The 12812-nt window shown below is 40.6% G+C and carries 10 protein-coding genes; 7 read left to right on the plus strand and 3 right to left on the minus strand.

The annotated features are described in order from the left end of the window. Nucleotides 1–87: 87 nt before the first annotated feature. Both ACMX3D_RS28875 and purH read right to left on the minus strand, forming a co-directional pair. Complete coding sequence (locus ACMX3D_RS28875; RefSeq protein WP_482749195.1) at nucleotides 88–1077, minus strand: heme-dependent oxidative N-demethylase family protein; 990 nt, start codon at nucleotides 1075–1077, stop codon at nucleotides 88–90. A gap of 345 nt (nucleotides 1078–1422) precedes the next feature. Beyond that, a complete protein-coding gene (purH, locus tag ACMX3D_RS28880; protein WP_482749196.1) occupies nucleotides 1423–2943 on the minus strand; it encodes a bifunctional phosphoribosylaminoimidazolecarboxamide formyltransferase/IMP cyclohydrolase in 1521 nt (506 codons plus the stop codon). Nucleotides 2944–3450: 507 nt separating this feature from the next. On the opposite strand from purH, the gene ACMX3D_RS28885 reads away from it, so the two are divergent. Both ACMX3D_RS28885 and ACMX3D_RS28890 read left to right on the plus strand, forming a co-directional pair. Beyond that, a complete protein-coding gene (locus tag ACMX3D_RS28885) occupies nucleotides 3451–5679 on the plus strand; it encodes a family 10 glycosylhydrolase (RefSeq protein ID WP_482749197.1) in 2229 nt (742 codons plus the stop codon). 180 nt (nucleotides 5680–5859) lie between these two features. Beyond that, entirely contained in the window at nucleotides 5860–6222 is a 363-nt protein-coding gene (locus tag ACMX3D_RS28890) for a VOC family protein (protein WP_482749198.1), read from the plus strand. A 25-nt stretch (nucleotides 6223–6247) separates the two neighbouring features. Here ACMX3D_RS28890 and ACMX3D_RS28895 read toward each other — a convergent pair whose 3' ends face one another. Further along, the gene (locus ACMX3D_RS28895; protein WP_482749199.1) at nucleotides 6248–6853 is read right to left on the minus strand and encodes a TetR/AcrR family transcriptional regulator; all 606 of its coding nucleotides are present in this window, start codon (nucleotides 6851–6853) and stop codon (nucleotides 6248–6250) included. Nucleotides 6854–7012: 159 nt separating this feature from the next. Here ACMX3D_RS28895 and ACMX3D_RS28900 point away from each other — a divergent pair, with 159 nt between their 5' ends. From ACMX3D_RS28900 to ACMX3D_RS28920, 5 genes are all read left to right on the plus strand, one after another. Beyond that, nucleotides 7013–8197: an ABC exporter membrane fusion protein gene (locus ACMX3D_RS28900; RefSeq protein ID WP_482749200.1), complete on the plus strand. Its 1185-nt coding sequence runs from the start codon at nucleotides 7013–7015 to the stop codon at nucleotides 8195–8197. Then, complete coding sequence (gene devC, locus ACMX3D_RS28905; RefSeq protein WP_482749201.1) at nucleotides 8194–9369, plus strand: ABC transporter permease DevC; 1176 nt, start codon at nucleotides 8194–8196, stop codon at nucleotides 9367–9369. Before ACMX3D_RS28900 ends, devC begins: the two co-directional genes overlap by 4 nt. Before the next feature lie 90 nt (nucleotides 9370–9459). Next, nucleotides 9460–10167, plus strand: a complete 708-nt coding sequence (locus ACMX3D_RS28910) for a DevA family ABC transporter ATP-binding protein (protein WP_482749202.1) — start codon at nucleotides 9460–9462, stop codon at nucleotides 10165–10167. A gap of 197 nt (nucleotides 10168–10364) precedes the next feature. Next, nucleotides 10365–11756 carry a cytochrome P450 gene (locus ACMX3D_RS28915; RefSeq protein WP_482749203.1) on the plus strand — a complete coding sequence of 464 codons (1392 nt, stop codon included), beginning with the start codon at nucleotides 10365–10367 and terminating at the stop codon, nucleotides 11754–11756. Between the two features lie 394 nt (nucleotides 11757–12150). Beyond that, a complete protein-coding gene (locus tag ACMX3D_RS28920) occupies nucleotides 12151–12624 on the plus strand; it encodes a hemerythrin domain-containing protein (protein WP_482749204.1) in 474 nt (157 codons plus the stop codon). Nucleotides 12625–12812: the final 188 nt, after the last annotated feature.

The raw sequence follows: 12812 nt of genomic DNA on the forward strand, positions 1-12812 counted from the left end.
ATATGGTTTACTCCTACCATCACTTACATTGAATGCCACTTCTGCTCAGCAAGTCAACTCAGTACTTTACTATAATTCAAACTTCGTTTAGCCAAGCCAACGTAAAATACTAGCTTTGCTATCTGCTAAACCTTTATAAATAAGTGATTCTGGTGTCATAGACTCTATCGCGGTACACAACTTAACCCGTAACAGCGAATCTTGTTTGAGCAAAGTACAATCTCGGAAATAAGTACGAATAGTGAATAATGTGGCTTGATACTCTGGTAATCCCCAAATGACTTGTCGCTCAATTCGCAAGTAAAGCCTGGGATGCTGAGGATCAAAGCTTCTACCTTGCCACTGGTTAACTAACAAACCAGGCGGTGCTTCAGGATGGTGGTTCAGGCGCATATCGGTACTTAAACCCCAAGCAAAGCGCACCATTGGTTTACGGTTAATCATAGTATCAACGATCGCATCTGCACGGCGATTAATTTTTTCTATCCCGGCCACAGGTGTATGTATGGCTGCAAAATCTTTACCAATTTTCTCTTCAGCTGACCAATGGTTGGGATAACACAAATGAACTGCACTCAGCCAATTATCACCATTGTCACCACAGCAGATGACTGTGAAATCTTCTTGTACCTGGGCTGCTAAAGCATCGAGAATAGAAGTGTAAGCTGGAAACACTGAACTATTCTCGACTGCTTGTAATTGCCAGTCTGCATCGAGATAAAGTATTTCTTGGGTGAGTTGGCTAGAAAATATCGAGTTATTAACTGTTAATTTTTCATAGCTAAAGTATTGTGGATGTTCTTGGGTGAGACGCTCAATTATCAAACGAGCGATCGCACCTGCCACCGTCTTAGAATAGTTGTGAATCTGGTAATATTTACTCAACCGTTCTGCACGAGCTAAAAGTTTAGCTTGACGGTAATCAGCAAAATTTTCATCAATTTGAAAGACTTGTTTATCAGCTTGGCCATTACCGAAACACGAACCGAACACCATCATTCCTGGCTTAACTTCGTAGCGCCCATTCATTAAAGGGAAGTAGCAAGCCGGACTATTCAAAGCTGCGACTTTCTGCATTTCCACAAGCCAGTTATTTAAAACAGTTTCATTATCGATGTTGGCATAAAACAGGCGTAAATACTAAAAAACGTCTGGGAGTGTTGCCGTGTTTCCACCCCAGACGCTTTTTAATTCAACTTGCTCCTCACACAACTAAAAGATAACACTGCTGTTAGATAAAGGCAAGTGTTATAAGTGACACTTTTATAACTGCACCATCTTGAGCAACAGGCAACAGGCAACAGGCAACAAGAATTATTCTATTACCAGTTTGCTACCCAAAACGGTTGTTTAAAAAATCACAGGTTTTCTTTCTCCCTGTTCCTTGTTCCCTATTTTCTACCCCAAAGAGGTGTGTTGAATTTAGTGTAAAAAGTGACGTACACCCGTTAACACCATTACCAAACCTAGTTCATTAGCAGCTTTGATAGAATCTTGGTCACGTAAACTACCTCCTGGTTGGACAATGGCAGTAATCCCGGCGGTGGCGGCTGTTCTGACGGTATCATCAAAGGGGAAAAATCCATCACTGGCGAGAATTGCGCCCTTAGCTTTATCACCAGCTTGTTCTAGAGCAATTTTCGCGGAACCAACACGGTTCATTTGCCCTGCACCAACACCGAGAGTAGTGCGATCGCTTGTGATTACAATGGCATTAGATTTAACGTGTTTGCAGACTTTCCACGCAAATAGTAATTCTGCCAACTCATCTGGGGTTGGTTGGCGTTCTGTGACAACTTGCCATTGACTTGTGTCAGCAACAATATCATCCGCAGCTTGCACTAAGAAACCGCCTGCAATTTGTTTTACCAAAGTTTTCGGGCCACTACTTAAATCTGCTAATGTCAAAACTCGGACATTAGTTTTCTTCGCTAGAATTTTTTGTGCTTCTTCGTCACACTCAGGTGCAACCACACATTCTAAAAATGTCTTGGTTAACTCACTGGCTGTAGCCGCGTCAATTGGTCGGTTCAGGGCAACAATTCCGCCAAACGCCGAAGTAGAATCAGCATTAAAAGCCTTTTGATAAGCTTCAACAATGGTATCTCCCAACGCTGTACCGCAAGGATTGGTGTGTTTAATAATTGTCGCGGCTGGTGTATCAGGAAACTCTGCAATAATGCGACGGGCGGCTTCTAAATCTACCAAGTTATTGTAGCTGAGTTCCTTGCCTTGGAGTTTCTTGGCTGCTGCCCATCCTGTGGGTGTAGTGCCAGTTTGATACCAAGCTGCGCTTTGATGCGGGTTCTCACCATAACGCAGAGATTGTAACTCAGTACCGCTGAGGGTATGCTGTTGTGTACCTGCGAGGTAAGATGCGATCGCCTGATCGTAACTCGCGGTATGTAAAAATCCTTTTAAAGCTGCTTTTTGGCGAAATTCTAACGAAGCTTCGCCATTATTTTGCCGTAACTCTTGCAGATATTCATCATACTGCGCTGGGTCACATAATACCGTCAAATGAGCAAAATTCTTCGATGAAGCCCGTAACATCGCCGGGCCACCAATATCAATTTGTTCCACAGCTTCTGCTAAAGTCACCCCTGGTTTAGCAATAGTCTCCTCAAACGGATAAAGATTCACCACTACCAAATCAATCGGGCGAATTTGGTTATTTTCTAAATCTGTAATATCTTGAGCAACATCCCGCCGTGCCAAAATTCCGCCATGAATTCGCGGATGTAGCGTTTTCACCCTTCCGCCTAAAATCTCCGGCGAACCCGTGTAATCAGAAACCTTGGTCACTGGTATTCCTGCATCCTTGAGGGCTTTGGCTGTTCCCCCACTGCTGATTAAATCAAATTCAAATTCTTCAACCAAACTACGGGCTAGGTCAATTAAACCAGTTTTGTTAGATACACTCAGCAGTGCTAGACGCGCCATTTCTCAATTCCTCAAATCAACCCTGGAAGCGAAGGATCTTAAGTTTTGCACAAGCCTTGGTTCACTTCAAGACCATGAGGAATAATTGTGTTAATCAGAAGCGTTGCATAATTGCGGAATGATTCGGTAACGCCGACGACAGTCGCCTCAAGTCGGGAAACCCGCACACGGCAATGTTTTCCCAATGCAGTGGCTCCCTGTTGAGGTGACTGGCGTGAGCAAAGGGATTAGATTGCTTTCACCTGTGACTCCACCAAAAATTCAAAAACTTAACCCTGTTTGAATAGATTAGAATCACTGTGGCTTTAGCACGATGCGAATATCTAACGATGCGAATATCAAAGGTTCAAAGCACCATCTCTAATTCTTGGCACTATTCAACTGTTAACTACGTCAGTGCCTACAGCTAAATGTGCATTAGTTTTATGGGTGCAGTAATTTGCTTTTTGCATTGAAATTAAATGTTATAAATATCTTTCATCATTTCAGTACAACTATTGATTAATAATGTTGACTCTTTTCCAGTACAAAAACTTACAAATTCATGCTTGGGTAGCTAAGTTATTAACTACATTTAGGCAATTTTTTTTCCTGTGGATAAACTGGCGACCAATTCAGCGTCTTCTACCAGTTTTGTTTATCTGTTCATTGAGTGTCGTGGTATTGTTAGGCAATTTTACGCCTACATCTGCTCAAATATCTGAGTTACCCCGCCAACAAATTCGCGGGGTTTGGCTAACTAATAATGACTTCGACATTATGAAGTATCAAGCCAAAGTACAAGACACAATGGCTCAATTGCGGCGGTTGAACTTTAACACAGTCTACCCCGTAGTCTGGAATGATGGTTATACAAAATATCCTAGTGCGGTAGCACAACAGCAGGGTATCCCATTCTTCTTCCGGGGCGCAGAAGGACAAGATGTCATTGCTGACATTATTAACCAAAGCCGTCGCCAAGGATTACTGACTATACCTTGGTTTGAATTTGGTTTTATGGTTCCCTTAACCTCAGAATTGGCATCGGCTCACCCAAATTGGCTGACACAAAAGCAGGATGGAACTCAAACTTCAATTACGGCGGCGGGTGAAGTAGCGTGGTTTAATCCTTTCCATCCAGAAGTACAACAATTTATTACTGACCTTGTAGTCGAAATCATTACCAAATACAACGCTGATGGCATTCAATTTGATGACCATATGAGTTTACCTGTAGATTTTGGTTACGACAGCTACACGATCAAACTATATACCGAAGAAACTGGTAACCCACCTCCACCCAACCCTCAAGCCCAAGCATGGGTGCAATGGAGAGCAGATAAAATTACAGCATTTATGCTACAACTCAATCAAACGGTGAAACAAAGAAAGCCAAATGCGATTATCTCTGTTTCTCCTAATTACTATGATTTTGCTTATAAATTTCAACTTCAAGACTGGCTGAATTGGGTAAGATTGGGAATTGTAGACGAGCTGGTCATGCAAGTTTACCGTAACGATTTAGAAGCTTTTACCAGCCAAATTACTCGCCCAGAAATTACCGAAACACAACAATATATACCTACTGGCATAGGTATTATGACAGGATTGCGAAATCGCCCAGTTTCTTTACAACAAATTCAGTCTCAAGTACAGGCGGCTCAACAACGCGGTTTAGGTGCTGTATTTTTCTACTATGAAAGTCTTTGGGATATTGCACCTGAACCAGTAGCGCAGCGACAAGCTGGATTTTTAAAAATCTTTGCCAACCCTGTTTTGCGAGATACTTCACAAGTTACACGCCGAAAGCCTACTTTTGATACAGTATCAGTTCCTTTATATACAAGGGGATCTGTTAGCCAATCAAATCGAGGCTATTTTTTGGAGATGTCTGTAGCCAATGGTCGCCCAAGACGCGTTTTATTGGATACAGGATCGGCAGGCTTAAGAGTCCCTCAAGAATTTTTAGGGAATGCTCCCATCCGCAAAACAGGTCAAGTTGTCAAGGAAGTATTGAGTGATGGGACGATCTTAGAAGGAGAATTAGTTTATACCACTTTTAGAATTGGTTTACTCGCCACTGAAGAACCTGTTCCTGTACAGGTTGTGACTAGCCGCAAATGTACTACTCAAAAACCGAATTGCTCCGCGAAAAGTGGAACTGCGTTCTCCGGTATTATCGGTGTCAATTACTTTGAACGAACACTTCCTTACAACCCGTTGAGAAAATTACCAGGAAATTTGAGTAACGGATTAATCGTGTCAGGTAATAATGCTAGTAATAATAACGGTAGTCTCACTCTTGGCTTAACCGGAAAAAATCGCGCAGGTTTTAAGATAGTTTCCCTAAAGCAGCAACCTACAATTGATGGCATACCTGGCAATAGATGGGATTCTCGACTCAACGCCGTCTGTTTAAATATCTCTGGCAGTGCCATGAAAAATAATTGTAATAGTAGAATGGTTATAGACTCTAGAGCTACAAATGGTTTTGTTGAATTGAAGTCCGCAACCCTGGCAGGCAAACTTAAACCAGGAAGATTACGCCCGGAAAATACTGTTAAAATAGCTATTCCTAACATTTTAAATTACAGTTTAGTTCCGGGTAACCGTGACGGGTTTAATTTGTGGAATATTGCTATTTCTCCGCAAGCTGAACAGCCTGTGTTTGTGAATAGTGGTATTGGATTTTTTGATAAATACGATGTCCTTTTTGACCCAATTAATGGACAACAAGGATTCGGTATTCGTAGTTAAGAATTTAGTGGCTTTAGGAGCCAGCAGTTAACCCAAACTTAAATCAAATTAATTAATCTACCAGCTTCAATTCTTCAGGCTTGGATTTGAGCTAACCATCCTAATCAACTGCTGATTCAGGTAACTTTTTACAAGGCATTCTAGAATTAAACTTTGAAACAATTTGGGATGTAAAAGATTATGGCAATCTCTTTGAATCACACTATAGTTCCTGCGCATGATAAACAAGCATCTGCACAGTTTTTTGCTGAGATTTTTGGTTTAAAAGTAGAACCTGCTGGTCATTTTGCTGCTGTGCGAGTTAATGACACGCTGACACTCGATTTTGATGACAGAAAATCATTTGAATCTCATCATTATGCTTTTCATGTTAGTGATGAAGAATTTGATGCTATCTTCGCTAGAGTAAAACAAGCTGGTTTGGAGTATAGTAGCGACCCCATGCACCATAATAAAGGCGAAATTAACCATAGAAAGGGTGGGCGTGGTTTTTATTTTTATGACCCCAATGGCCACAACCTAGAACTGCTAACTCGTGATTAATAGAATGTAGCGATAGCTGTTGCTACTATTTATCAATGATTAATTTGACTAGGTTATCAATCAGGCGATCGCGTTCTATTGGGATAATATCGCCACTTTGCATGATATCTCGAAGAATGACGAAATGAACGAGTGTTCCTATGAATGCTCGCGCTGCAACTTCCGCATCTGGTAGTTCTAGTTCGGGGTGAGAAGCTAGATATTGTGTCATCGATTCCAGCATCGGTTTTTCAATGTTCTGCACAAACGCGCGTGCTAATTCTGGAAAACGTCCTGATTCACCAATGATAATTCGCAAGAATGTCAGGGTTTGCGGATCATCTGCAACATTATTCAACATCATATTTGCAAACAATTTTAAGAAAGCAGCAACATCGCCTTGTGCAGATTGAAGTAGATTTGAATTGAAAATTTCTTTTTTGCAAGCTAGTTGCTGCATGAATCCGATAAACAAGCTTTCTTTATCAGGAAAGCGCCGATAAATAGTTGCTTTAGAAACACCTGCTGCTACTGCAATTCTATCGATTCTGGCAGCAGCATAGCCGTGTTCTAAAAACTCTTGCATTGCTCCATCTAAAATAGCTTCTGTCTTTTCAGGAGATAATTCGCGCTCAGAACTCTTGGATTTCATGACTCAAGGGATGCAAACAGACTAGAGAATCTTTTTAAGTGATTCACCTAATTTCAAGTATACCCTTGACAATACGAAACTGTTTCGTTTAGCCTTATCCTAGAAACGAAACAAAACTGTTTTGTTTTGCTACTTAAAAGAAATTTTGGGAGCTTGCTAATGCTGCAAAACTTACCAGCCAAAGCTTCTTCAGCTAAAGTTATTCAATGGATGGGGGTTGCTACTGCACTCCTTGTGGTGGGTGGAACTTCTGCTTATGTACTTTTACGATCGCCATCACAACAACAAGTAGAAAATCAAACCGCAGCCATCACGCCAGAAATTACTACAGTTACAGCCTTGGGACGCTTGGAACCGCAAGGAGAAGTCATTAAGTTGTCAGCACCGATCGCAAATAACGGTAATCGGGTCGAACAATTACTAATAAAACAAGGCGATCGCGTCAAAAAAGGACAAGTAATTGCAATTTTAGACAACCGCGATCGCCTGTTTGCAGCATATCAGCAAGCCCAGGAAGAAGTGAAAGTTGCCCAAGCCAAACTGGCGATTACCAAAGCTGGAGCGAAAACAGGAGAAATCAACGCTCAACGCGCCGAAATAACTCGTCTAGAAGCACAACGTCAGGGAGATATTGATGCTCAAGTTGCAACAGTGGCTCGGTTAACATCAGAGCAAACAAATGCGATGCGAGAATACAACCGTTATCAATCTTTGTATGCAGAGGGCGCAATTTCTGCTTCCGACCGAGATAGCAAACAGTTAGCGCTAGAAACTGCACAGAAGAGTTTGCAAGAAGCCAAAGCAGTATTAACGCGGATTCAATCGACTAGTCCAGCGCAACTTAATCAAGCCAGAGCCAATCTAGAGAGGATTGCTGAAGTTCGTCCGGTGGATGTGAAACAAAACCAGGCAGAAGTTGATCGTGCGGTTGCAGCAATGAACCAAGCAAAAGCCGAACTGAATCAAGCTTATGTGCGATCGCCAATGAATGGGGAAATTCTTGAAATTCATACCCACGCCGGAGAAGTAGTTGGGAATGATGGCATTGTTGATATTGGGCAGACTGAGCGGATGTATGCGGTGGCAGAAGTTTATCAAAGCGACATTACTAAAGTCAAACCTGGGCAACAAGTACGAGTCAGCAGCGATTCCATTCCCAGCGAACTATTAGGAAAAGTAGAACGTATAGATTCCCAAGTAAAACGACAGACTATTGTTAATACCGACCCCAGCACCAATATTGATTCTAGGGTGGTGGAAGTACATATCGCTTTAGATGCAGCATCCAGTAAAAAAGCTGCTAAATTTACCAATTTGCAAATTACAGCCCAAATCGAACAATGATTGCATTTATCGAGCAATTTCAAAGGCGGACACCGCTTGGATGGCTGCAACTGAGCAAAGAAAAAGGCCGCCTTCTCGTAGCATTATCAGGCATTGCTTTTGCTGATGTGCTGATGTTCATGCAACTTGGCTTTCAAAGTGCTTTATATGATAGCAACACAAAACTGAGTCGTAGCTTGAATGCAGATATTGTTTTGGTTAGCCCCCAAGCGCGAAATACCCAAAATTTAGGTACATTTTCCCGGCGACGTTTGTATCAAGCCAAAGATATTCCCGGAGTTCTATCAACACAAGCGTTTTACTCCAACACAATTACGTGGAAACACCCTGAAACTCGCAAAGATACATCTATGCAAGTGATCGGTTTTTCTCCGGAAAAACCAGCCTTGAACTTATCAGAAGTAAATCAGCAATTAAATAAAGTTAAACTGCCTGATCGAGTGTTGTTTGATCGCAATTCTAGAGGAAGTTACAAAGATGCGATCGCTCAAGTTGAACAAGGAAAAATTGTCACCACAGAAATCGAACGCCGTACCGTTAATATTAGCGGATTATTCACATTAGGAGCATCCTTTGGTGCTGATGGAATTTTAATTGCCAGCGACCAAACTTTCTTACATTTTTTCCCGCGACGACAAGCAGCCAGCATCAACCTAGGATTAATCAAGCTCAAACCAGGATATAACTCAAAGCAAGTAGCCACTGAATTAGCATCTTATCTTCCCAATGATGTTAGAGTTCTCACCCATGAAGAATATATTGCTTTTGAAGAAAGTTACTGGCAAAAAGAAAGTCCCATTGGATTCATTTTTGGATTGGGAACAGCAATGGCATTTGTCGTAGGTGTTGTGATTGTTTATCAAGTACTTTCAACTGATGTTAACAGCCACTTAAAAGAATACGCCACATTCAAAGCGATGGGATATCGTAATCAATACTTACTCACGGTAGTTTTTGAAGAAGCAATTATTCTGGCATTTTTAGGCTTTATACCTGGTTTTATCTTGCCAATTGGGCTTTATCAATTAGCAGCCAATGCCACTGCACTGCCCATTGTGATGAAATCTTCCAGAGCAGTGTTGGTGTTAATTTTAACCATTATCATGTGTGGAATTTCAGGAGCGATCGCTACTCGGAGACTGCAATCTGCTGACCCTGCTGATATGTTCTAACAACAGTGCTGAGTGCTGAGTGCTGAGTAAAATTACTAATTTCTAGTCTCATTTTTATCAATCCTGTTGTACCCAGTTAATTACAGCGTTATGACTAAAGAACCTATAATTTCTATTCACAATCTCAACCACTACTTTGGTCGTGGTCAATTACAAAAACAAGTTTTATTTGATATCAACTTAGAAATCAATGCGGGTGAAATTGTGATTATGACTGGGCCTTCTGGTTCTGGCAAAACTACATTACTTACATTGATTGGGGGACTGCGTTCTGCTCAAGTTGGTGGGAGTTTGAAAGTATTGCATCGAGAACTTTGTGGTGCGAGTGCAGGAGAATTGACGTTAGCACGAAGACACAATGGCTATATATTTCAAGCACATAATTTACATAATAGTTTAACAGCTTTACAAAACGTCAGAATGGGTCTAGAGTTACACAACCATTTGTCAGTAAAACAGATGCTAGAACGTTCTGCCCAAATGTTAGAAAATGTAGGCTTAGGGAATCGGCTGAATTATTATCCTGATGATTTATCTGGAGGACAAAAACAAAGAGTTGCGATCGCACGTGCTTTAGTTAACCATCCTAAAATAGTTCTGGCTGACGAACCAACTGCTGCCTTAGATAGCAAATCTGGTCGAGATGTAGTCAACCTGATGCAGACATTAGCCAAAGAACAAGGCTGCACTATCTTACTTGTGACTCATGATAATCGAATTCTGGATATTGCCGATCGCATTGTCTACATGGAAGATGGCAAATTGACTAATAATGCAGTTTTAAGTTTAGCCTCTTGAATTAATTAGGTAGATTCAATCAGGTGTGTCAATTCCAGCAATTTACAAATATTAAAACTATTTTCCATAAAAAATGACCACCTTCACTAGTTATCTTTATTTCTAACGGCATAGTTAAATCTCTCTATGTAATGAAGAATTTGATATCAATACTGAATTAATGTTCTTGAGGAGATATAAACCTCAAGGACTTTTCTATGCCTAAAGATGTATTCGAGTTACCAGCACCACCAGTTAATTCTATTGTTGGTCATCTACAGGAACTGGGACAAGATCCGTTAGGATTTATGACCCGTTGTCGAGATTATGGTGATATCGTTCCCTTGCAGTTGGGGTTAACACCAGCTTGTTTAGTGACTAACCCGGAATACATCGAAGAAGTTCTGAAAAATCGCAACGATTTTATTAAAAGCCGAGGCTTACGTGCTTTAAAAACTCTATTAGGAGAAGGTTTATTAAGTGCAGAAGGAGAATCTTGGTTTTGGCAACGTCGCTTAACTCAACCAGTATTTCACCAAAAACGAATTAATGGCTATAGCCAAATCATGGTGGAGTACACCAACCGAATGTTGCAAACTTGGCGTGATGGCGAAACTCATGATATTCATGCAGACATGATGCATCTGACGTTAGAAATTGTGATGAAGTGCATATTTAGCGCGGAGGTGGATGCAGGCGAGGCGAAGATTGTTGCTAACGCGTTGGATGTAGCAATGCACTGGTTTGAGAGTAAGCGCAAGCAGAATTTTCTAGTGTGGGAGTGGTTTCCTAGACCAGAAAACATCAGTTATCGTCAAGCTATTGCCCAAATGGATGAAGCTATCTACAAACTGATTCAAGAACGTCGCAATAGCAAAGAAAAAAGTAATGATCTGTTGACTATGTTGATGGAAGCGAAAGACGAACAAACAGGCCAGCAGATGGATAATAAACTGCTGCGCGATGAAGTCGCTACCTTAATGTTGGCGGGACATGAAACTACCGCTAATACTTTATCTTGGACGTGGATGCTGTTGTCACAAAATCCCGAAGTGCGAGAAAAATTACAATCAGAATTGCATCTAGTCTTGCAAGGAAAGTTACCAACACTAGAAGACCTTGGAAAGTTAGTTTATACACAGCAAGTTATTAAAGAATCAATGCGGTTATATCCTCCAGTAGCTCTTTTAGGACGGGAAACCGTAGTAGATACGAAAATTGGTGATTATGAAATACCTCAAGGTATGGCAATCATGATTAGCCAATGGGTAATGCACCGCCATCCAAAGTATTTTGAGAATCCCGAAGCTTTTCAACCAGAACGCTGGACAGAGGAATTAGAAAAACAACTGCCAAAAGGAGTATATATTCCTTTTGGTGATGGGCCAAGGATTTGTATTGGTAAAGGTTTTGCGCAAATGGAAGCGGCTTTATTATTGGCAACAATTGCTCAAAGCTTCCAAATAGATTTAGTGCCAGGATACCCAATTGTGCCGCAGCCTTCAATTACTTTACGTCCAGAAAACGGGCTGAAGGTGGAACTCAAGCAAATTAAGATAAACGCTGTTGAAGATGGGAAAAAACCAGTATCTAGTGCAGGTATTGTATAGCACGAACAAAATTCTTCTATCTTCTCAAATGCTAGGAGTAAGTTGAGTAAATTGAGCATTAATCATAGGATTTATGCACTGAATTTATCTGTTGATCCTGGGTGTAAGGGTGTGAGGGTATGAGGTATAAGGCTTTTAAACACCTACACCCATGCACCCCTAAACCCTTGGCTAAAAGCATTGATTTTTTGTTTCACTGCGTAACTCCTAAATCATACCCAGGTAATGAGTTTTCGGTAGTAGATAAGCACAGGAATATACCTGAAGTCGAGAGTGAATCTGACTAAAAGAATGAGGTATTTGCTTAACAGCTTATACAGAATAAAAAAGATAGCTGGTGTAAACATCCAAATTTAGTGGCTGAAAAATTAGTTATTAGTTCAGGAGAACGAAAATGGCGAAAAATAAAGCAGCAGACATTCTAGAATTAATTGAGGCTGAACACCGTCAAGTAGAGCAACTTTTTGCTGAGTTAGAAAATGCCAAGGGTAAAAAAAGAACTGAATACTTCCAACAAATTTATAAAGCATTGAACTTACATGCTAGAACCGAAGAATTAGTATTCTATCCAGCTTTGAGAGAATATGAAGAAACTGAACAGTACGTCGAAGAAGCAGAAGCAGAACATGAAGAAGTTGCTCTTCTGTTAGAAGAAATTAAAGCTTTGAAAACAAGTGATTCAGAGTTTCTAGAAAAAATTAGTGAATTACAACAAGCAGTTCAACATCATGTAGAAGAAGAGGAAAGTGAAATTTTTAATACGGTACGCGAGTGTATTAGTAGTCAACAACTCAGTGAATTGGCTGAGGAATTTCAACAAGCTAAAGCCAAACTAGAACCAGATGTGGAAACTGCATTGACAACATAATTTGAATGTTTTCCAACTAGTAGTTGATTCTTAAAAGAATCAACTTATTCTCAATCAAATAATGTTTGTGGTAGATAACACCTCCCTTATAAAATTGTTGGGGAGGGTGTTTTGTCCTTGATATTTCAAGTATCAAATTAAATTGTTAGATTGCATAATATAGGAATCCGAATTGATTACTGAAAATC

This window comes from Anabaena sp. TISTR 8404, from assembly GCF_056847745.1.